This window comes from Bradyrhizobium lupini, assembly GCF_040939785.1.
GTDB classification, from domain to species: domain Bacteria; phylum Pseudomonadota; class Alphaproteobacteria; order Rhizobiales; family Xanthobacteraceae; genus Bradyrhizobium; species Bradyrhizobium canariense_D.
This window is the reverse complement of sequence record NZ_CP162553.1, coordinates 3,092,759-3,113,776: the sequence shown is the minus strand read 5'-3', so window position 1 is coordinate 3,113,776 and position 21,018 is coordinate 3,092,759. Positions and strand designations below refer to the sequence as shown.

Below are 21,018 nucleotides of genomic sequence, written 5' to 3'. Positions count from 1 at the left end.
CCCCGGGAAGCATCACCATGGCCCTCTTTCGCCTGCCATCCAGTGGACCCGCCGCTCTCGCGCCGCGCGGCAACGGCCTGTTGCTACGCGCGCCGCAGATGTCGGACTTCCTGCAATGGGCCCATCTGCGCGAGTCCAGCCGCGATTACCTGACCCCCTGGGAGCCGATCTGGCCGTCGGATGATCTCACCCGCTCCGGGTTCCGCCGTCGCCTGCGCCGCTATTCCGAGGACATCGCCGCGGACCGGTCCTATCCCTTTCTGATCTTCCGGGAGCTCGACGGCGCCATGGTCGGCGGCATCACGCTCGCCAATGTCCGCCGCGGCATCGTCCAGGCCGGCACCATCGGCTATTGGGTCGGCAAGCCCCACGCCCAGCGCGGCTACATGACGGCCGCGCTGCGGGTGCTGCTGCCGACGCTGTTCGGCGAGCTCAATCTGCACCGGGTCGAGGCCGCCTGCATCCCGACCAATGCGCCCTCGATCCGGGTGCTGGAGAAGTGCGGTTTCTCCCGCGAGGGACTGGCGCGCCGCTATCTCTGCATCAACGGGGTCTGGCAGGACCATTTGCTGTTCGGCCTGCTGCACGAGGATTTCCGCGGCTGAGCCCGTTGATTGATGCGGCCAAAGTCTCCTTGTTTGCTGCCTTGGGTTCGCCGGTTTTGACGATATAACGGCGCAACCCGGCCGGTGATCGGCCGGGATGTCGTCAGGAGTATGGGTGTTGATGGTGCAGGAGCTTCGGTCATCGCGGAATGCGTTGCGGCGGGGGGCGGCGGTCGCGCTGGCGTTGTCAGTTGCGCTCGTCTCCATCTCGCCGGTCGCGGCGCAGTCGCTGACCGATCGATTCAAGGGCCTGTTCGGCGGCAAGTCGGACGAGCCGGCCCAACCCAAGCCGGCGCCTGCGCCGGGCCAGCCGGCGGCTGATGACGATCTTGATTGCCCGCAGGTCACGGTGCGTGCCGGAGCCTCCACCTACGCGGTCGGTGCCACCGGGAAGCCGGCCGTCGGCAACGAGATCCGCTTCCAGGCCACCATCACCAAGATGGCGCGCGAATGCGCCCGCAATGGCGGCGATATCACGGCCCGGATCGGCATCCAGGGCCGCGTCATTGCCGGACCCGCCGGCGCGCCTGCGAGCGTCGAGGTGCCGCTGCGCGTCGCCGTGGTGCAGGGCGGCGTCGGCGAGAAGGTGATCGCTTCCAAGGCCTACCGGACCACGGTCGGAATGTCGGAGGGCGGCAGCGTGCCGTTCACCTTCGTGGCCGAGGATCTGGTCTACCCGATGCCTTCGGCCAAGGACGCCGATAGCTACATCTTCTATGTCGGCTTCGATCCGCAGGCGCTATCACCCGAGCCGAAGGCGCGGGCGAAGAAGAAGTAACCACGTCAAGATGGTCGTCATGCCCCGCGAAGGCGGGGCATCCAGTACGCCGCGGCTTCTCGATCTATCAGGGCTGTCTCTGGAATACTGGATCGCCCGCCTTCGCGGGCGATGACATCAGATTTGCCGATGCAGTGCCCGACAAACAAAAAAGCCGGCGCTGATCGCGCCGGCTTTTTGATAGGTGAAGGCGATATCCCTCAGTTCAGCTTCTGCCTGACTTCGGTGATGCCCTTGGCGAGCAGATCGTCGGCGACCTGGCCCCTGACCGACTTCGACAGGATCGTGGAGGCGGCCTGGACGGCGGCTTCGGCCGCTGCGGCGCGAACATCGGCCACCGCCTGAGCCTCGGCGAGCGCGATCTTGCCCTCCGCGGTCTTGGTGCGGCGAGCGACGAAATCTTCCACCTTGGCCTTGGCCTCGGTTGCGATGCGCTCGGCTTCGCTCTTCGCGTTGGCGATGATGTCGGCGGCCTCGCGTTCGGCCGAGGCGGTGCGCGCCTTGTAGTCGGCGAGCACCTTGGCGGCTTCCTGCTTGAGGCGCGTCGCGTCGTCGAGCTCGGCCTTGATGCGATCGGCGCGATGGTCGAGCGCAGTCATGGCCTTCTTGAAGACCCCGAGATAGCCGAACACGACCATCAGGATCACGAAGGCGATGGCGACCCAGGTTTCAGGATCGAAGAACATATCGATTAACCCTTCAAGGACGCATCAACGGCGGCATTGACCAATGCGGCGTCCGGAACCACGCCCGTGAGCTGCTGCACGATGGTGCCTGCCGCATCGGCCGCGATGCCGCGGACGTTGCTCATGGCGGTCGCACGGGTCGAGGCGATGGTCTTCTCTGCCTCGGCGAGCTTGGCCGCCAGCTGCTCTTCCAAGGCCTTGCGCTCGGCGTCCGCCTGCGCATTCGCCTTGTCGCGGGATTCGTTGCCGATGGCCTGCGCGCGCGAGCGTGCCGAAGCAAGCTCGTTTTCATAGGCCTTCAGCGCCGCTTCGGACTGGTCCTTCAGCTTCTGCGCTTCGGCGAGGTCGCCCTCGATCTTGTTCTGACGCGCCTCGATCGCACCGCCGACGCGCGGCAGAGCGAGCTTGGACACGATCACGTAAAGCGCGACGAAGAAGATCGCGAGCGACACCAGCTGTGAAGCATAAGTGCCGCTCTCGAACGGCGGAAAACCGCCACCGTGACCGCCTTCGGACCCGGTGTGGGCGCCCGCCGCCGGACTTTTTCGCCCCGCCATGACTTTCAGCCATGGAGTACTCCTGTTGCAGTCATGCGCGTCGCCTCGGTTGAAGCGGCGCGAAAAATCGTTCTCAGAGCGGAACGAACAGCAGCAGCAGCGCGATCAGCAGCGAGAAAATGCCGAGCGCTTCGGTCACGGCGAAGCCGAAGATCAGATTGCCGAACTGGCCCTGAGCGGCCGAGGGGTTGCGAACGGCCGCGGCGAGGTAGTTGCCGAAGATCACGCCGACGCCGACGCCCGCGCCGCCCATGCCAATGCATGCGATGCCCGCGCCGATAAGTTTTGCTGCTGCCGGATCCATTTTAGACTCCTTGGAAGAAAGATTGGGTTTTGGGTGGAAATTCCCCGGACCGCTCAGTGTCCCGGATGAATGGCGTCGTTGAGGTAGATGCAGGTCAGGATCGCAAACACATAGGCTTGCAGGAACGCGACCAGAATCTCGAGAGCGTACAGCGCGACCGTGAGCGCCAGCGGCAGCACGCCGCCGACCCAGCCAAGGGCGCCGAGCGAGAAGCCGAGCATGGCGACGAAGCCCGCGAACACCTTCAGCGCGATGTGGCCGGCCAGCATGTTGGCGAACAGACGGACGCTGTGGGAAACCGGCCGCAGGAAGAACGACAGGATCTCGATGAACATCACCAGCGGCAGGATGTAGCCGGGGACCCCGTGGGGCACGAAGATCGAGAAGAATTTAAGGCCGTTCTTGGCAATGCCGTAGATCAGGACCGTGAAGAAGACCAGCAGCGCGAGCGCCGCGGTGACGATCAGATGGCTCGAGATCGTGAAGGTGTAGGGGATAATGCCGACCAGGTTCGAAACGCAGATGAACATGAACAGCGAGAAGATCAGCGGGAAGAACTTCATGCCTTCCGCGCCGGCGGTCGAGCGGATGGTGGAGGCGACGAACTCGTAGGAGATCTCGGCGACCGACTGCAGCCGGCCGGGAACCAGCTGCGTGCCGCTGGCGAGCATCAGGATCGAGATGATCGCGACCGCCACCAGCATGTAGAGCGACGAGTTGGTGAAGGCGATCGTGTGGTTGCCGATATGGCCCAGGGTGAAGAGAGGCTCGATGTTGAACTGGTGGATCGGATCGATTTTCATCAGCGCGGCATCTCTTGGTCTGCCGGGCGATGCCGGCGGGTCTCGGTCTGCCGGTCGGGCCCGGCCCGTACCGGCACGAGCCGGCACGATCATTCCTCTCCTGGTGTGGACCGCCTAAGAACCACCGCGCCTGTTTTGACCCGCGCCTGCCGTTCTCACCACATTCACCACGCCGGCGACGAAGCCCAGCAGCAGGAACACGATGAATCCGAAAGGCGACGTCGACAGCAAGCGGTCGAAACCCCAGCCAATCCCCGCTCCGACAACGACCCCGGCGACCAACTCGGAGGATAACCGAAAACCAAGCGCCATCGCCGAGGCTCTGGCCGCTCTGTCCTCACCGTCACCTGCGGGTTGCTCGGTCTTGACGTGGCGGCCGCGAAATTCGGACAACCGCTGATCAAGATTTCCGAGCCGTTCGGAAAGCGCAGCTTCCTCGGGCGATCTATCGCGATCTCCATTCTCGCCGTGTCCCGTGCCCTGTGTCATGCAACGAAGACCCGAAACGCCGCGGTTGAATGGAAATTACGCCCGCCACCCTCAAAAGCCGCGCGGACCATACTGATGGCCCATAATCAAGTCAAGCCAAGTCACGATTGTGTCCATTCCTGTTATGTATTTGATTTATCTTACAATATCGGCGCGGGCGGCAGCGCTGCACACAGCGTGACGCCGCACCGCAGCAGGTCTCCGCTGGATCGGCGGATGCCGTCGCCATTTCGCCCGGCTGCCGGGATCAAAGGGGGCGCCGTGATCGTTCATGTCAAAGGCGCGTTTTGGGCGGCGGATCGCCTCGCCGGGGTGTAGAATTGCGAGACGTGCCACCTTTATGAGCGCCATCTTTGGACGTGCTACCTGCGCGTCGTGGCGGAGAACGCGATGAGAGCAGCGAATTCATCCACAGCATCATGGCTGGCGGCGGCGGCGTTCGCCGCGGTGTTGACCATCAGCGGCGGCTGCCTCGTCGCGCAATCCGCGCCCGACAGCGAAAACGGCCGCTACAGCATGACGCCCATCCCCGAGGGGGTGCTGCGGCTCGACAGCCGCACCGGCACGGTGTCGACCTGCACCCGCAGCGGCGCCGGCTGGGCCTGCTACGCGGTGCCCGATGAACGTACCGCGCTCGACGCCGAGATCGGCAGGCTCCAGGCCGAAGTCGAGACGCTGAAGGGACGGCTTGCGGCGGGGCCGACCGTGTCAGGCAAGATCGACGAGGCGCTGCCGAAAACGGATCCGCTCAAGAAGGCGGAGCCGCAAGCACCAAAGGCCGCCGAGGGCGAGCGCAGGATCGAGATCCCGCTGCCGAGCGACCAGGACGTCGATCGCGTGATGTCATTCCTGGAAAGGGCCTGGCGCCGGCTGATCGACATGGCCAACCGCGTGCAGAAGGACGTGTCGGGGAAGATTTAGCACGTGGCGAGATGCGGTAGGGTGGGCAAGGCCGCGACGCGCCGTGCCCACCATTTTTGTTTTCGTTGCGTGAGTCGGTGGGCACGCTTCGCTTTGCCCACCTATGGCAGCTTTCCGAATTGAGAGAGTGATGATGACATCAGCCAAATCCATCACGCGCTCGGCGCCATCGTCGGTGCAAGCCACCACCATCGCATCGTCGCTGCTGACCGTGCAGACGCCCGGCCGCGGCTTCACCGATCTCACCGCTGAAGCTGCGAAGTTCGTGGCGGAGGCAGGCGCGCGAGACGGCGCGTTGACGCTGTTCGTTCGTCACACCTCCGCATCGCTGACGATCCAGGAGAACGCCGACCCTTCCGTGCTCGTGGATCTCACCACGGCTCTGTCCCGGCTCGCGCCCGAGAACGCCGGCTGGACGCATGATGCCGAGGGACCGGACGACATGCCGGCGCACGTCAAGACAATGCTGACCCAGACTTCGCTTCATGTGCCGGTCCTGAGCGGCAAGCTCGCGCTTGGCACCTGGCAGGCGATCTATCTGATCGAGCATCGCGCCCGCCCGCACCGGCGCGAGGTGGTGCTGCAATTCCTCGGTAGCAATCAGTAGGCCAAAACAAAACCGGCCGCGGAGACCGCGGCCGGTTGGTGTTGATCTCGATCTGCGTCGATCAGGTCGACTTGATATCGACGTCCTTGGTCTCCGGCAGGAAGAACAAGCCGATCACGACGGTAATCGACGCGAAGATGACCGGATACCAGAGGCCCGCATAGATATCGCCCGTCGAGGCCACGATCGCGAAGGCGGTCGCCGGCAGCAGGCCGCCGAACCAGCCGTTACCGATGTGGTAGGGCAGCGACATCGAGGTGTAGCGGATGCGGGTCGGGAACAGTTCGACCAGCATCGCGGCAATCGGGCCGTACACCATGGTGACGAAGAGCACCAGGACGAACAGCAATCCGACGACCGCGGCCACCTGCGGACGGAAGATGTCGAACGGATGCGCCATCTTCACGATGCCCGCATCTCCGGCCTTCGGATAGCCGGCTCCCTGCACGGCGGCGAGCACTGCCGGATTGCCGTCCTTGGCGTTGGCGTAGGGAACTTCCTTGCCGTTGACCATCACCTTCACGCCGGAGCCTGCCGCACCTGGCGTGGTCGAGTACTTGACCGACGACTGCGACAGGTAGGCACGTGCCGTGTCGCAAGGCGAGGTGAAGACGCGGGTGCCGACCGGATTGAACAAGTCGCCGCAACCTGCGGGATCTGCCACCACGTCGACCTTGACCGACTCGATCGCCTTTTCCAGCGCCGGGTTGGCATTGGTGGTGATCATCTTGAAGATCGGGAAGAAGGTCAGCGCCGCGATCAGGCAGCCGCCGAGGATGATCGGCTTGCGGCCGATCTTGTCGGAGAGCACGCCGAACACGATGAAGAAGCCGGTCCCGAGCAGGAGCGACCAGGCGATCAGCAGGTTGGCGGTGTAGCCGTCGACCTTGAGGATCGATTGCAGGAAGAACAGCGCGTAGAATTGGCCAGTGTACCAGACCACGCCTTGGCCCATCACGCCGCCAAACAGCGCCAGCAGCACGAGCTTGCCGTTCTGCCAGTTGCCGAAGGCTTCCGTCAGCGGGGCCTTCGAGCTCTTCCCCTCGTCCTTCATCTTCTGGAAGATCGGGGATTCGTTGAGGCGAAGCCGGATCCAGACCGAAACGCCGAGCAGCAGCACGGAGACCAGGAACGGAATGCGCCAGCCCCATGCCGCGAAGTCGGGTTCGCCGAGCGCGGAGCGCGTGAACAGGATCACCAGCAGCGACAGGAACAGGCCGAGCGTCGCCGTGGTCTGGATGAAGGAGGTGTAGTAACCGCGCTTGCCGTTCGGAGCATGCTCCGCGACGTAGGTGGCCGCACCGCCATATTCACCGCCGAGCGCGAGGCCCTGGGCGAGACGCAGCGCGATCAGGATGATCGGGGCCGCGATGCCGATGGTGGCAGCGTTGGGCAGCAGGCCGACGATGAAAGTCGACAGACCCATGATCAGGATGGTGACGAGGAAGGTGTATTTGCGGCCGACGATGTCGCCGACACGGCCGAACACGATCGCGCCGAACGGGCGCACCAGGAAGCCGGCCGCGAAGGCCAGCAGCGCGAAGATGTCGCGGGTTGCCGGCGGATAGGCCGAGAAGAACTGCGCGCCGATGATGCCGGCCAGCGAACCGTAGAGATAGAAATCGTACCACTCGAAGACGGTACCGAGCGAGGAGGCGAGAATGACGAACCGTTCGTCCTTCGTCATCCCTCCCGCGCCTGCTTGAGACACAGCCATTGTCGACATGTTGAGTCGCTCCCCGAAAAATCGTTTCCTCGCGCCCTGGATGTCCGGTCATGCCGGATCAACCCAAGCCTTGCCCCCAAGGTAACATTGGCGTGAAACTCGCCCCAATACGACTTTCGGCCTTTCACACTGACGCTCGCCTGACACTGCGAGCCTTCCATCCGGCAACATAGTGCCGGCCTGTGGATTAACCCCGTTGCCGCAAAGGGATAATGTCCACTTGCATGCCACGGCTGGTCGGGAAAGAATTGACCAGGGCCCCGCGCCGGCTTACTGGCCCGGTGCGATTGCCAGCAAGAGAACGATGAACGCTCCCTCGACCCATCTCGTCATTGCCGATGACCACCCATTGTTCCGCGACGCGTTGCGGCAGGCGGTGACGGGCGTCCTGAGCTCGGCCAGGATCGACGAGGCTGGATCGTTCGAGGATCTGACCAAGCTTTTGGAACAGACCTCCGACGTCGACCTGATCCTGCTCGATCTGTCGATGCCCGGAATCTCCGGCTTTTCCGGCCTGATCTATCTGCGCGCGCAATATCCGGCCATTCCGGTGGTGATCGTCTCCGCGTCCGACGACAGCGCCACCATCCGGCGCTCGCTCGACTTCGGCGCCTCCGGTTTCATCCCGAAGCGCTTCGGCGTCGACACCTTGCGCGACGCCATCCTCAAGGTAATGGAGGGCGACGTCTGGGTTCCCGCCGACACTGATCTGTCGGCAGTCGCCGACCCCGACATGACGCGCCTGCGCGACCGGCTGGTGACGCTGACGCCGCAGCAGGTCCGGGTTCTGATGATGCTGTCGGAGGGATTGCTCAACAAGCAGATCGCCTATGAGCTCGGCGTCTCCGAGGCCACCATCAAGGCGCATGTCTCGGCGATCCTGCAAAAGCTCGGCGTCGAAAGTCGAACCCAAGCCGTGATCGCCGCCGCGAAAATCGCCGGCGGCCAATGGAAGCAGGGTACCCCGACGGGGTGAGCCTGTAGCGAGCGCCTCTCGCAGCCTGTAGCCCGGATCAGCGAAGCGACATCCGGGACCGCTAGTGCGGCTAGCTAGCGAAAACCCCGGATATCGCTTCGCTCATCCGGGCTACCTGTGTCGCCCCCGTCAATCCGCCGCCGCAAAAATATTCTACTTTACCGAAATTCGGAAATGGCGTATGTGTCGCCCATCCCGGCTCATCCTTGAGGGGCGATCTTGTGGTCGTCATGCTCGCGAGCCGGGCTTGCGGTGGACGCGGCAGCGTTCGGGTGCGAGAGGCTAAGGGCAGGGCGGATTGCTCTCCGTGAGCCCAAGGCTGCGTTCCGACGAGCGGCGCTGCTAGGCTTCGTCTCGTCTGTAAGTTTTCGGCTCCGTCGACAGGGCTGGGAAAACTGCGGCGAAATGGCGAGCCGTGCGTACGGCAAAACCGTGTGGTCCTGGCCGTCGTTGCTACGGTCAAGCCCTGGCGAATGCGGCATCTGCGTCAACCGGCGCGGTGCCGGTGACTTTCGCTGGGACGAGGGAGGCCAGAACGAACTCGGCTCCCGGGAGAGCACGGCATAAGCCGTCCAACCATCGCGCAGGGAAGGCCGAGTGATTGGCTACACCTGTATGCTGCTGTGCGGTTTCCTTGCGCTACATTTTCGCGCAGCGGACCGCGGGTGCCAGCCGGCACCCGGTCTTCCCTGCGCCCTCTTGGCTTTGAGGGTGGAATGACCAGGCAAAGCTCGGGCGAAACGCGCCGCGAGGACGCGAAGGCATGTCTGCAAGTTGAACCTGAATTGGAGGATGGCGATGCTGCCCTTTGCTCCGTCATTGCGAGCGTAGCGAAGCGTTCCAGCGTCTTACCGCGGAGAGATTCTGGATTGCTTCGCTGCGCTCGCAATGACGCTTTGAGAGAGTGCGCGCCTCACTCCGCACCAGAGTCCGCGTCACAATGTTTGCAACAACTTCTCGGCAGCCTTGATATCCGCTGTTTCCGAGCCCTGGGCGAAGCCTTCATACGCCAATTGAAGCCACCGCTTCGCTTCCTCGCGCCGGCCCCGTTCGGCAAGGAGACCGGCGAGATCGATCGCGGCCCGCAGCTCCCAGGCCTTGGCACCTTTGCGACGACTCAATGCCAGTGATTGCACGAAATGGGCTTCCGCTTGATCGGCCTCGGGCTGGGCTCTGGCCAAGAGAACCCTGCCCTTCATGCGCAGCAGCTCGGGCATGTACAGATGATCGCCGCTTTGCTCGACGAGGCGGATCGCGTCGTCGAGCAGGCGCGCGCTCCGCTCGATCTGCCCAAGCGTCATCAAGCCCTGAACAAGCGCGATGTTGAACGTCGTGGTGAGCAACTCGTAACCGGCATCGTGGAGCTCACGCAGACACGTCCCGATCGTCTCGACGCCTTCGGCGGCATTGCCGCGCCGGATCGCCAGCTCGCCTTTGACGCCGCGGCCGACCGCAAGATAGGGCCCCATGGAGCGCGATTCGGCATGGGCGATGAAGCGGTCGATGTTCTCTTCCGCGGCATCGAGGTCTCCGCTCCAGAGATCGATCGAGACCGCCCAGATCAACGCAATGCAGAGCGTGATCGGATGGTCCATCTGGGCGGCCTCGACGACCGTCTGCCGGGCCAGTTGCATCGCATCCGCGGGGCGGCCCTGCAACCAAAACTCGCGCGCGAGCGAGATGCCGGCCCGGTTGCGGTGATCGAAGCCATAGACGGTGCTGATCCATTCCGTGCCCGGCCCATGCCAGGCGGTCTCCAGCATCGTCAACGCGTCGCGATGCTCGCCGGCAAGATGCAAGGAGACACCGAGGAGCGAATGGGCGAGGGCGAGGGAGGCGGCATCGCCGAGTGTCCCGGCGACCGTGAGGCTTTGCTGCGCATAGCCGAGCGCGGCGTCGAACTGTCCCATCCGCTCGTGGAAGATATGCATGCGCCCGAGCAGCTGGAGCTGGTTCGGCGCGTCGCCGCGCGCCTCGGCGATCGCAAGGCTTCGGCTCAACGCGGCACGCGCCGCTTCGCTGCCGCCGCGCGTGAACATCAAGGTCAGTCCGAGCGCGGCCTGGATGTGCATTTCCTCGGCGCCGCCGCGCGAGGAAGGATCGAGCGCAAGCAGCGCCCGTTCAGACCAGCGCCGGCACTCGACCAGCAACGACATCGCGAGAAAGATTGGCGCTGCAGCTGCGGCCAGTGCAATGCCGATGCTGGCATCGCCGTCCGTGCCAAAACACCAGTCCAGCGCCGCGCGCACGTTGTGAAGCGCGGAGAAGTGGATCGCGCGCTCGTCGGCGCTCGGCACCGTGGCCCATGTCGTGCCGGCCTGCTCCAGCCATTGCCGGTAATAGGTCGCGTGGCGGGCGGCGAGCGCCGCGTCATCAGGCTCGATCTCGAGCAGATAGGCGCGCGTCGTGTCGAGCAGACGGTAACGCATCATGGCGCCAATCGGCCGCGCCGCGACCATCGACTTGGCCACCAGGCCGTCGATGGCGTCGAACAGGCGGGAGCGGTCGACGCGTTCGTCCGGCACGATCTCGAGTGCGGCGTCGATAGTGAAGTGACCGGCGAAAACCGCGAGCCTGCGCAGCACGAGACGTTCGATATCGGACAAGAGCCCGTAGCTCCATGCCAGCGTCGCCTGCAACGTCTTCTGTCGCGGCGGCGCCGTGCGCTGGCCCTGCCAGAGCAGATTGAGGCGCTCGTCGAGCAGTGCCGCGGTCTGCTCCAGGCCGTAGGCTTCGACCCGGCCGGCGGCGAGTTCGATTGCCAGCGCCATGCCGTCCAGCTTGCGGCAGATCCCGGCGACGATCGCTGCATTGGCATCGTCGAGCGCGATCTGCGCGCCACCGGCCGTGGCACGTTCGAGGAAGAGTTGAAGTGCGGGATAAGTCTGCGCCGCGGCCGCCGTCAGACCGGGATGGTCGGGCGGAACGGCAAGCGGCGCCAGCCGATACACCTGCTCGCCCTCGACCCGCAGGGCTTCGCGGCTCGTCGCCAGAATGTAGATATTCGGTGCGGCGTGGAAGATCTCGGCGGCCAGCGGGGCCGCGGCTGCGATGACGTGTTCGCAATTGTCGAGGATCAGCAGCGTCCGCTTGTCCCGGAGATGCGCGAGCAGCGCAGGCAGGGGATCGTCGGTTTGCGCCGGCAAGCCCAGCATCAGCAGGATCGAGGCGATCACGAGATCGGGATCGCTCAGCGCGGCAAGATCGACGAAATGTGCGGCGTCGGAGAATGTCGCGAGCAGATCGTGAGCGATGGCAACGGCAACGGCGGTCTTGCCGACACCGCCCGGGCCGACGATCGTGACGAAGCGCGAACGGATGAGCCTGTCGGAGACGGCGGCGACCGCTTCGTCGCGCCCGACCATCCGTTGCAGCCGGTTCGGCAGTTTGACGGGCGGCAATTCCGTTCGCGCTACGGTGCGCCGATCTGCCGGGATATTTACCTGCGAGATCGGCGCCACGAAGCAATAGCCGCGGCCGGAGAGCGTGGTGATGTAGCGGGCACCGTCCTTGCCGTCGCCAAGGGCCTTGCGAAGCGCCGCGACGTGAAAGCGCAGATTGGCGTCCTCGACCGTCATGCCGGGCCACACCAGCGCCATCAGATCATACTTGCTGACGACCTGGTTCGGCCGCGACATCAGTGCGAGCAGCGTGTCGAAGGCCTTTGCACCGAGCGGCAGCGCGACGCCGTCGCGCATGACGAGTCTTTCATGCGGCGTCACAGTGAATGGCCCAAACGAGAGGGTTCCCGTTGCGGTGCCGGCCGGCTCGGTCATGGCGAAGTCCTGATCCTTTGGAACGGACCGGATAGCCAGATGATCGCAATCCGGCAAGGCCGTCCCACGCCGCGATCGGACCGCGGATGCAGGTCCTGTGAGGCGCGCGAACCGAGACCTCACAACTTCTCACAAGTCCCAACGGGTGTGTCGCGGCAGCCGCTGCTAGTGAGTTGCGCGACGGCAAGGAGACATTCATGACCCAAGCGGCAAAATTGCTCTACACGGCCCGGACCCGCACCAGTGGCGGGCGGCAGGACGGGATATCGCGCAGTTCCGACGGCCGTCTGGATGTCAAGCTGTCGCCGCCGGGCGGCAACGGCATCGGTACCAATCCCGAGCAATTGTTCGCGGCCGGCTGGTCGGCCTGCTTCGAAGGCGCGATGGAAATCGCGGCCCGCAAGCGGAAGATCGAGCTCCCCAGGAAATGTGCGATCGATGCGGAGATCGACCTCGTGCTCGACGAGGGCGCCTATTCGCTCAGGGCACGCCTCGATGTCAGCCTGCCCGGCCTCGATCGCGAGATCGCGCGCGGCCTCGTCGATGAGGCGCATCAGACCTGTCCCTATTCCAAGGCCGTCCGCGGCAACATCGACGTCACGGTCGCACTGATCTGACGCACCACCTCCAACTATCAGAAAGGTAGCAGCATCATGAAACAGATCATCGATCAGCACCGGCGCCAGTTTTTCGGCATCGCCGCCGGAACTGTCGCCGCTGGCCTCGGCGTGATCGGCCTCGCCCGCGCCGAATCGGAAGCGCTGCGCTCGACCGCGACGAATGCGTCGTTCGGCGCGATCAAGCAGATCGATGCCGGCGTCCTCAACGTCGGCTACGCTGAGGCGGGCCCTGCGAATGGTCCCGTCGCGATCCTGCTGCACGGCTGGCCCTACGACATTCACGCCTTCGTCGACGTCGCCCCGATCCTGGCAAAGGCCGGCTATCGCGTCATCATCCCTTATCTGCGCGGCTACGGCACGACCCACTTCCTCTCCGCCGAAACGCCGCGCAACGGCGAGCCCGCGGCAATGGCCGTCGACATCATCGCACTGATGGACAAGCTCGACATCAAGAAGGCGGTGGTCGCCGGATTCGACTGGGGCGCGCGCACCGCCGACATCATCGCCGCGCTCTGGCCGGAGCGCTGCCGCGCGCTGGTCTCGGTCAGCGGCTATCTGATCTCCAGCCAGGCCGCGGGCAACGCGCCGCTGCCGCCGTCGGCCGAGCTGCAATGGTGGTACCAGTTTTATTTCGCGACCGAGCGCGGCCGCGCCGGATACGAGAAGTACACGCATGATTTTGCAAAACTGATCTGGAAGCTCGCTTCGCCGCAGTGGAAGTTCGACGACGCCACTTTCGAGCGCAGCGCGGCGGCGCTGGACAACAAGGATCACGTCGCGATCACCATCCACAATTACCGCTGGCGGCTCGGACTCGCCCAGGGCGAGGCGAAGTACGAGGAGCTCGAAAAGAAGCTTGCCGCAGCTCCCGTCATCAGCGTCCCGGCGATCACGATGGAAGGCGATGCCAACGGCGCGCCACATCCCGATCCAAGCGCCTATGCCAAGAAATTCTCGGGCCGGTACGACTATCGCCTGATCACCGGGGGCATCGGCCACAATCTGCCGCAGGAAGCACCGCAAGCCTTTGCCAAGGCCGTCATCGACGCCGACGGCGGCGCCTGAGGATTTTGGCAGCGCCTCGGTCCGGCAAGGCCGGACCGAGGCCTGACATGCGAACGCAGTTCAATGAAGCGTCAGCGAAAATGAAATCCGAAAAGTCAAAAGTTCCGTCTTCTACGACGATGATCGTGCTTGCCGTGCTCCTCCTCGTCGTTGTCCTGACCTGCGTGCCCTATCTGGTCACGATCGCTTTCGCGCAGGGCCCGGCGGATGCCTCGCCCATCTTCGGCGTCACTGTGCCGGAGGGCTACAAGCAGTGGGAGCTGATCGCGCCGGCCGAGGAGGCGGCTCCCCTGGACGAGCTGCGTGCCGTCGTCGGCAACAGGACCGCGATCGATGCTTATCAAGACAACAAGCTTCCGTTCCCGGACGGCACAATTCTGGTCAAGCGGGCCTGGAAGCGGAAACAGTCGCCCGAATTTGCGTCCGCGACGATTCCCGGTGAAGCCACCACCGTCCAGGTGATGGTCAAGGATTCCAAAAAATATGCCTCGACCGGCGGCTGGGGATTTGGTCGCTTCATCAACGGCAAGCCGGTCGACGAGGCCCAGCATCGCACCTGCTTCGCGTGCCACGAAGCTCGTGTGAAGAGTCGCGACTACGTGTTTACGAGGCTTGCGCCCTGAGTGCGGAGTTTCACTCCGCAGCCACCATCTGCTGCGTGCGCCACTGGCCGAGCAGGGCGCGCAGCGAAGCCGGCTTGACCGGCTTGTTGAGCACCGCAACCTTTTTCGTCGCGCGCAGCCATTTGCACGGCGGGGCTGCGGTCGGCGGTGATCAGGATCGCGGGGATGCCGTCACCGAAGCGGCGGCGGATGTCGCGGATCGCGGCGATGCCGTTGCCGCGGTCGAGATGGTAATCGACCAGCAGGCCGGTCACGCGGCGGCCCGCAGTCTCGATTGCGGCGATCGCGGCCTCGGGATCGGCGACCGCGATCACCTCGGCGTCCCACGCCTTCAGCAGCGTGCGCATGCCGTCGAGGATCGCGGCGTCGTTCTCGATGCAGACGATCAGGGTACCCGAGATCGAGGTCCGTGCGAGCGGCGTCGCACTGGTCACGGCCGCGGTGTGAGTGATCGCCTTCGCCGTCGGCACCGTCACGGAAAACACCGAGCCGCCGCCGACATTGGAATCGATGGCGATGTCGTGCTTGAGCACGCGCGCCAGCCGCTCGACGATCGACAGGCCCAGGCCGAGGCCGCGGGCAATTCGCGCGCCCTGCTCCAGGCGGTGGAATTCCTTGAAGATCTCGCCGCGCTTGACCGTCGGGATACCGACGCCGGTGTCGTAGACGCAGATCTTCAGCGTGGCGCCGCGGCGGCGGCAGCCGACCAGCACGCGCCCGCGTGGAGTATATTTGATCGCGTTGGAGATCAGGTTCTGGAGCAGCCGCCGCAGCAAGAGACGATCCGACTCGACGGGCAGCGAACACGGCACGAACACGAGCGCCAGATTCTTCGCGCGTGCGATCGGCGCGAACTCGATCTCCAGCGAGCGCATCAGATCGGCCATCTTGAAGCTCGAGATCGAGGTCGTCATCGCGCCGGCGTCGAGCCTGGAGATGTCGAGCAGCGCGCCGAGAATTTCCTCGATCGCCTGGAGCGATTCGTCGATGTTCTCGACCAGCCGTGTCTCCTCGCCGCTGTGCTGACGCTCGACCAGGCTCGTGACATAGAGCCGCGCCGCGTTCAGCGGCTGGAGAATGTCGTGGCTTGCGGCGGCGAGAAAGCGGGTCTTGGAGATGCTGGCGTCTTCGGCCGCGCTCTTGGCCAGCGCCAGCTCGGAATTCAGCCGGGTCAGCTCCTCGGTGCGGTCGCGCACCCGCTTTTCCAGCGTCGCATTGGCCCTCTCCAGCGCTTCGGCCGCCTCGAACGTGGGCGTGACGTCGGTGAAGGTAATGACGAAGCCGCCGCCGGGCATGCGGTTGGTCAAGATCTCGATCACCATGTGGCGGTCGGGCAGGCGCTCGAGATAAGGCTCGCCGTCGGTGGTGTAAGCCACCAGCCGGCGCTCCAGCATGGCCTCGCGCTCGATCGGATCGGCCGGCTCGCTCACGCCCATGAATTCCAGGATTTCACGCAATGGCGTGCCGAACTGGATGAAATGCGGAGGAACGTTGAGGAGATCGCCGAACTGCCGGTTGGAGCAGATCAGTTGCAGATCGGCATCGAACACCGCGATGCCCTGGCGCACATGGTTAAGCGCGGTCTGGAGGATCTCGCGGTTGAAATGCAGCGCCGCATGGGAATCGTCGAGCAGTTTTAGCGCAGCCTTGGCGGAGACCGTCCGTTTGCGCAGCAGCAGCGACATTACGAGACGCGAGGAGGCTGCGCCGATCGAGGAGGCGATCAGGTGCTCGGCGTGCTGCAGCAGCTCGAAATCGGCGGGCGCCCCGGACTCCAGCCGCACATTGCGCCGCGCGGATAAGGCGTCGAACGAATGCCGCGCGCGGTCAGGCCCGAGATATTGCGCTACCGTGGTCTGGATGTCCTGCACCGTGACCGTGGTGCGCCAGCGGCGGAAATTCGGGGAAATCGGCGCGAGCGTGTTGGGGACGAACAGATCGGCCTGGACCAGCTCGATCGAAGACGGCCGGCGCGCCAGCGACAGCAGCACGTAGGTGAGGATGTTGAGCGACAGCGACCAGACCACGCCGTGCATCAGCGGCGGCAAATCGGCGCCGAACAACGCCTGCGGCCGCAGCGCCTCGATCCCGAACGGGCCGTGCTGGAGCAGCAGGATGCCCGCCGTCGAGGTATCCATGAAGCTCGGGATGAAGAGCGTGTAGAGCCACACTGCGAAGCCGACCAGCATGCCGCCGATCGCGCCGCGCGCGGTCGCGCGCCGCCACAGCAGTCCGCCGAAGAAGCTTGGTGCAAGCTGGGCGATGGCGGCAAAAGACAGCAGGCCGATCGCCGCGAGCTGGGTGTTGCCGAGCGCGCGGTAGTAGAAATAGGCCATCACCATGATGGCGAAGATCGCGAGCCGGCGCGAACGCAACAGGAAGTCGCTGAAATCGGCGCCGCCGGTGCGCCCCTCCGGCCGTCGTTGCAGCACCAGGGGCACCACGAGGTCGTTCGAAACCATGATGGAGAGCGCGACGCATTCGACGATCACCATCGCGGTCGCCGCCGACAGCCCGCCGACGAAGACGGCGACGCTGAGCAGATCCGCGCCGCCCTCCATCGGCAGCGCCAGCACGTACATGTCAGGATCGGCGGCGCCGAACGGGAAGCTGACGAGGCCGGCGAGTGCGATCGGGATCACGAACAGATTGATGGCGACGAGATAGAGCGGAAACAGCCAGCGCGCGCGACCGACCTCGGCGTCCGAGGAATTCTCCACCACGCTGACGTGGAACTGGCGCGGCAGCAGCATGATCGCGCACAGCGACAGCAGCGTCATGGTCAGGAAGTTGCCGATCGACGGCGAATAGTTGATGACGCGCACCGCCTCCGGTGTCTTCATCGCGCGCTCGATCAGTTCGTGCGGCGAGAACATCCAGAACGTGACGAAGATGCCCGCAGCGAGGAAGGCGACGAGCTTGATGATGGATTCGGTTGCGACCGCCAGCATCAGGCCGTGCTGGTGCTCGGTGGCGTCCGTCTGCCGCGTGCCGAACAGCACCGCGAAGGCCGCCATCGCCAGCGTCACGATCAGCGCCACGTCGCCGATGATCGGGATGTGGGAGAAGGCCTGGTCTTCGCTCAGGATGGTTTCGAGCGAGGAGGCGACCGCCTTGAGCTGGAGCGCGATGTAGGGCACCGAGCCGATGATGGCGATCAGCGCGACGGTTGCCGCCACCGCCTGGCTCTTGCCGTAGCGCGCGCCGATGAAGTCCGCGATCGAGGTGATGTTGTGGGCCTTCGCGAGCTGGATCACGCGGCGCAGCACGCCGGCTCCGAGTCCGATCATCAGGATCGGGCCGACATAGATCGCGAGGAAGTCGGTGGAGGTGCGGGTGGCGAAGCCGACCGAGCCGAAGAAGGTCCAGGAGGTGCAGTAGATCGCCAGCGACAGCGGATAGATCAGCCCCGAGGCGCGGCCTCGCCCGGCCGGCGAGCGGCGGTCGCCATGGCTCGCCACCAGGAACAGAAAGCCGATATAGCCGAAGGCGGCGGCGATCACGCCCCAATCGTGCAGCATGGCGAGCGTGCTTCTCCCGGGGCGCGCGCTGGCCGCGCCCAATCTCATTTTCCCTGTAAATCTAGCGCGTTGGACGGGTGGAGGCGACAGCGAAATGCCGTGCCACGGCGGGAACCGGAGTTGTCGTTAAGCGGTGCGCAGTCTTAAAGCTGCGCTGCTTCTGGCTTACCGAGAGAGTCCCCGCGTGGTACCCCCCTCCCTGACCCGCCCCCACAAGGAGGGAGGGAACGGAGAGACCGTCCGCGTTGCAGGAAATTCGAGACCGACCGCTACGCTGTGGGGCTCCCCCGACGTAAGGGGAGGCGCAACTCTCTCGCTCCCTTTCCCCCTGTGGGGGAGGGTGGGGAGGGGGAAGCTCCGGGACGGTGAAACTTAGATCGAAAGAGAAGGCGAAGAAGCCTATTCCGCCGCCAGCGACTTCTCGCGGAGCGGCAGACCCAGGCGGTCCCACACCTGCAGCAGGGCTTCGGCGAGTTGATCGATCAGGCCGTCGTCGTGATAGGGCGAGGGCGTGATGCGCAGGCGTTCGGAGCCCTTGGCGACCGTCGGATAGTTGATCGGCTGGATGTAGATGCCGTGCCGTTCGAGCAAGAGGTCGGAAGCCTGCTTGCATTTCTCGGCATCGCCGATGAACAGCGGGACGATGTGGGTGTCGCTCGACATCACCGGCAGGCCGGCGGCGTTGAGGATCGCCTTGACCCGGGCGGCGCGGTCCTGGTGACGCTCGCGCTCCCAGCTTGACGTCTTCAGATGCTTGATCGCGGCGGTCGCGGCCGAGCAGATCGCCGGCGGCAGCGCGGTGGTGAAGATGAAGCCGGGCGCATAGGAGCGCACGGCGTCGATGATCTGACCGTTGGCGGCGATGTAGCCGCCGAGGCAGCCGAACGCCTTGGCAAGCGTGCCTTCGAGAATGTCGATGCGATGCATCACGCCGTCGCGCTCGGCGATGCCGCCGCCGCGCGGGCCGTACATGCCGACGGCGTGGACCTCGTCGACATAGGTCATCGCGCCGTACTTCTCGGCGAGGTCGCAGATCTTGGCGAGCGGGGCGATGTCGCCGTCCATCGAATAAAGACTCTCGCAGGCGATCAGCTTGGGCCGGCTCGGGCCCGCAGCCTTCAACAGCGCTTCGAGATCGGCGAGGTCGTTGTGGCGGAACACGACCCGCTCGCAGCCGGACTGGCGGATGCCCTCGATCATCGAATTGTGGTTGAGCTCGTCGGACAGGATCAGGCAGTTCGGAATGAGCTTTGCGATGGTCGCAATGCCGGTCTGGTTCGAGACGTAGCCGGACGTGAAGAGCAGCGAGGCTTCCTTGCCGTGGAGATCGGCGAGCTCGGCCTCGAGCTGCACCAGCGGATGATGCGTGCCGGCGATGTTGCGGGTGCCGCCGGCGCCGGTGCCGACGCGGGTCGCGGTCTCGACCATCGCGCCCACTACCTTCGGGTGCTGGCCCATGCCGAGATAATCGTTGGAGCACCAGATCACGACGTCGCGCTTGCCCTTGGGCGAGTGCCAGAGCGCATGCGGGAACCGGCCGGCAATGCGCTCGAGATCGGCGAACACGCGGTAGCGCCGCTCGGTGTGGAGACGATCAAGGGCGGAATTGAAAAACTGGGCGTAATCCATCGTCAAACCTGCAGCGGAACCGACCAAAGATCCGCATATCCTTAGAGCTTTTCCAGCTCCAATGTCTATGCGCTATCCCACATTTGGACCTGCGGGGCATTTGGGCAAAATGCCCTATCGTGCGATTTGAAACTTGATCCGGATCAAGTTCGCGCGAGATGCAATGTTGCTCTGCACCATCCGCTGAATTGAAGTCAGCGCTCAGGTCGTCCTGAACTGCAACACGCCGTCCTGCGTCTCGGCCGTCAGCCGGCCCTCGACGATCATGTAATTGACGTGGGCGACCAGTTCGCCGGCAGCGAAACCCATCTGATGTTCGTCCAGAACGTGCTTGTTAAACACCACGGGCACCAGGGCGCGCGAGGTCTGAGGCACCTCGCGGCAGGCTTCCGCGATCAGGCGGCAGCGCTCCTCATGGTGATCGGCGAGCTGCTTGATGCGGGTCTTGAGCCCGTAGAACGGCACGCCGTGGCCAGGCAGCACCAGCACGTCATAGGGGAGAGTCGTGGTGAGGCGGGCGAGCGAGGCCAGATATTCGCCGAGCGAGTTCTGGTCGGGTTCGACCGCCCACACGCTGACGTTCGGCGAGATCTTGCTCAGCACCTGGTCGGCCGAGAGGAACAGCTTGTCGTCGGCGCAGTACAGCATCACCTGGTCGAGCGCGTGACCGCCGCCGGTGATCACCTTGAAGCGGCGCGTGCCGATCACGACGTCCTCGCCATGCGAGATGCGGCGGTAGGACGGCGGCAGCACCGAGACGCGCTTGAGATAGTCCTGGCCGCGGCCGAGCAGTTTTTCGGTGAGCGACTCGTCCATGCCATGGCGGCGGAAGAACAGCCGCTGCGCTTCCTGCCGCTCCTCGGTGCCGCGGTTCTGGTGATAGACCGATTGCAGATATTCGACCTGCGACATCACGAGCGGGCAGTTGAACCGCTCGACGATCCACCCGGCCAGACCGACATGATCGGGATGGGAATGGGTCACGATCAGGCGCGTGATGTTGACGCCCTTCAGCGGCCCGTCGAACAGCTTCGTCCAGGCTTCGATCGTCTCCTCATTGCCGAAGCCGGCATCGATCATGGCATAGCCGTCACCATCGGCGAGCAGGTAGATGTTCACATGGTTGAGGCGGAACGGCAGCTTCAGCCGCGCCCACAACACGCCTGGCTTCACCTCGACGACCTGTTCGGGGCCGGGATGCTGTTCCCAGGGATAGCGCAGGGCGTCGGCGGAGGACTGCACGGTGTCGGTCTTTGCGTTCATCCTACCGGCTTAAACCCGCCCGTCACGGCGCGCCAGCCGAAAAAGAACGCTGGCGCGGCCTGCATAGCG

16 protein-coding genes and 2 pseudogenes are annotated in these 21,018 nt (G+C 64.7%); 8 read left to right on the top strand and 10 right to left on the bottom strand.

Translation table 11 applies throughout. The annotated features are described in order from the left end of the window. Positions 1–17: 17 nt before the first annotated feature. Together AB3L03_RS14755 and AB3L03_RS14750 are read left to right on the top strand one after the other, a co-directional pair. Positions 18–605: a GNAT family N-acetyltransferase gene (locus AB3L03_RS14755; RefSeq protein ID WP_007599447.1), complete on the top strand. Its 588-nt coding sequence runs from the start codon at positions 18–20 to the stop codon at positions 603–605. Between the two features lie 121 nt (positions 606–726). After that, on the top strand, positions 727–1,383 hold the full coding sequence (locus AB3L03_RS14750) for a hypothetical protein (protein WP_018459996.1): 657 nt from the start codon (positions 727–729) through the stop codon (positions 1,381–1,383). Positions 1,384–1,583: 200 nt separating this feature from the next. On the opposite strand, the gene AB3L03_RS14745 is transcribed toward AB3L03_RS14750, so the two are convergent. The 5 genes and pseudogenes from AB3L03_RS14745 to AB3L03_RS14725 all read right to left on the bottom strand — a co-directional run bounded on the left by AB3L03_RS14745 (position 1,584) and on the right by AB3L03_RS14725 (position 4,222). Continuing rightward, on the bottom strand, positions 1,584–2,069 hold the full coding sequence (locus AB3L03_RS14745; RefSeq protein ID WP_018459995.1) for a F0F1 ATP synthase subunit B: 486 nt from the start codon (positions 2,067–2,069) through the stop codon (positions 1,584–1,586). A 5-nt stretch (positions 2,070–2,074) separates the two neighbouring features. Then, positions 2,075–2,639: pseudogene (locus tag AB3L03_RS14740) on the bottom strand (F0F1 ATP synthase subunit B'). A 60-nt stretch (positions 2,640–2,699) separates the two neighbouring features. Continuing rightward, complete coding sequence (locus AB3L03_RS14735; protein WP_007599451.1) at positions 2,700–2,930, bottom strand: F0F1 ATP synthase subunit C; 231 nt, start codon at positions 2,928–2,930, stop codon at positions 2,700–2,702. Positions 2,931–2,983: 53 nt separating this feature from the next. Continuing rightward, the gene (locus tag AB3L03_RS14730; RefSeq protein WP_018459993.1) at positions 2,984–3,733 is read right to left on the bottom strand and encodes a F0F1 ATP synthase subunit A; all 750 of its coding nucleotides are present in this window, start codon (positions 3,731–3,733) and stop codon (positions 2,984–2,986) included. A 114-nt stretch (positions 3,734–3,847) separates the two neighbouring features. After that, positions 3,848–4,222 (bottom strand): AtpZ/AtpI family protein, encoded by a 375-nt coding sequence (locus AB3L03_RS14725; RefSeq protein WP_018459992.1) that lies wholly within the window; start codon positions 4,220–4,222, stop codon positions 3,848–3,850. 390 nt (positions 4,223–4,612) lie between these two features. Between AB3L03_RS14725 and AB3L03_RS14720 the strand changes: the two genes are divergently transcribed. Together AB3L03_RS14720 and AB3L03_RS14715 are read left to right on the top strand one after the other, a co-directional pair. Then, a complete protein-coding gene (locus tag AB3L03_RS14720) occupies positions 4,613–5,143 on the top strand; it encodes a hypothetical protein (protein WP_026233920.1) in 531 nt (176 codons plus the stop codon). 133 nt (positions 5,144–5,276) lie between these two features. Continuing rightward, the gene (locus tag AB3L03_RS14715; protein ID WP_026233919.1) at positions 5,277–5,750 is read left to right on the top strand and encodes a secondary thiamine-phosphate synthase enzyme YjbQ; all 474 of its coding nucleotides are present in this window, start codon (positions 5,277–5,279) and stop codon (positions 5,748–5,750) included. Positions 5,751–5,811: 61 nt separating this feature from the next. Here AB3L03_RS14715 and AB3L03_RS14710 read toward each other — a convergent pair whose 3' ends face one another. Further along, positions 5,812–7,437 (bottom strand): MFS transporter, encoded by a 1,626-nt coding sequence (locus AB3L03_RS14710; protein ID WP_018459988.1) that lies wholly within the window; start codon positions 7,435–7,437, stop codon positions 5,812–5,814. Between the two features lie 343 nt (positions 7,438–7,780). Between AB3L03_RS14710 and AB3L03_RS14705 the strand changes: the two genes are divergently transcribed. Beyond that, positions 7,781–8,452, top strand: coding sequence for a response regulator transcription factor (locus tag AB3L03_RS14705; RefSeq protein ID WP_204513207.1), 672 nt, complete (start codon positions 7,781–7,783; stop codon positions 8,450–8,452). Between the two features lie 935 nt (positions 8,453–9,387). Here the strand turns inward: AB3L03_RS14705 and AB3L03_RS14700 are convergent. Then, positions 9,388–12,228: a winged helix-turn-helix domain-containing protein gene (locus AB3L03_RS14700; RefSeq protein ID WP_368508841.1), complete on the bottom strand. Its 2,841-nt coding sequence runs from the start codon at positions 12,226–12,228 to the stop codon at positions 9,388–9,390. 197 nt (positions 12,229–12,425) lie between these two features. Here AB3L03_RS14700 and AB3L03_RS14695 point away from each other — a divergent pair, with 197 nt between their 5' ends. The 3 genes from AB3L03_RS14695 (at position 12,426) to AB3L03_RS14685 (ending at position 14,536) form a co-directional block, all read left to right on the top strand. After that, complete coding sequence (locus AB3L03_RS14695; RefSeq protein ID WP_018458156.1) at positions 12,426–12,845, top strand: organic hydroperoxide resistance protein; 420 nt, start codon at positions 12,426–12,428, stop codon at positions 12,843–12,845. Positions 12,846–12,881: 36 nt separating this feature from the next. Continuing rightward, on the top strand, positions 12,882–13,913 hold the full coding sequence (locus AB3L03_RS14690; RefSeq protein ID WP_085357216.1) for an alpha/beta fold hydrolase: 1,032 nt from the start codon (positions 12,882–12,884) through the stop codon (positions 13,911–13,913). 119 nt (positions 13,914–14,032) lie between these two features. Continuing rightward, positions 14,033–14,536 (top strand): cytochrome P460 family protein, encoded by a 504-nt coding sequence (locus AB3L03_RS14685; RefSeq protein ID WP_085348235.1) that lies wholly within the window; start codon positions 14,033–14,035, stop codon positions 14,534–14,536. 10 nt (positions 14,537–14,546) lie between these two features. Here AB3L03_RS14685 and AB3L03_RS14680 read toward each other — a convergent pair. The 3 genes and pseudogenes from AB3L03_RS14680 to AB3L03_RS14670 form a co-directional block, all read right to left on the bottom strand. Then, positions 14,547–18,057: pseudogene (locus tag AB3L03_RS14680) on the bottom strand (NahK/ErcS family hybrid sensor histidine kinase/response regulator). 399 nt (positions 18,058–18,456) lie between these two features. Next, positions 18,457–19,686 carry a 5-aminolevulinate synthase gene (gene hemA / locus AB3L03_RS14675; protein ID WP_085349285.1) on the bottom strand — a complete coding sequence of 410 codons (1,230 nt, stop codon included), beginning with the start codon at positions 19,684–19,686 and terminating at the stop codon, positions 18,457–18,459. Positions 19,687–19,887: 201 nt separating this feature from the next. Beyond that, complete coding sequence (locus AB3L03_RS14670) at positions 19,888–20,949, bottom strand: MBL fold metallo-hydrolase (protein WP_204513212.1); 1,062 nt, start codon at positions 20,947–20,949, stop codon at positions 19,888–19,890. Positions 20,950–21,018 lie beyond the last annotated feature (69 nt).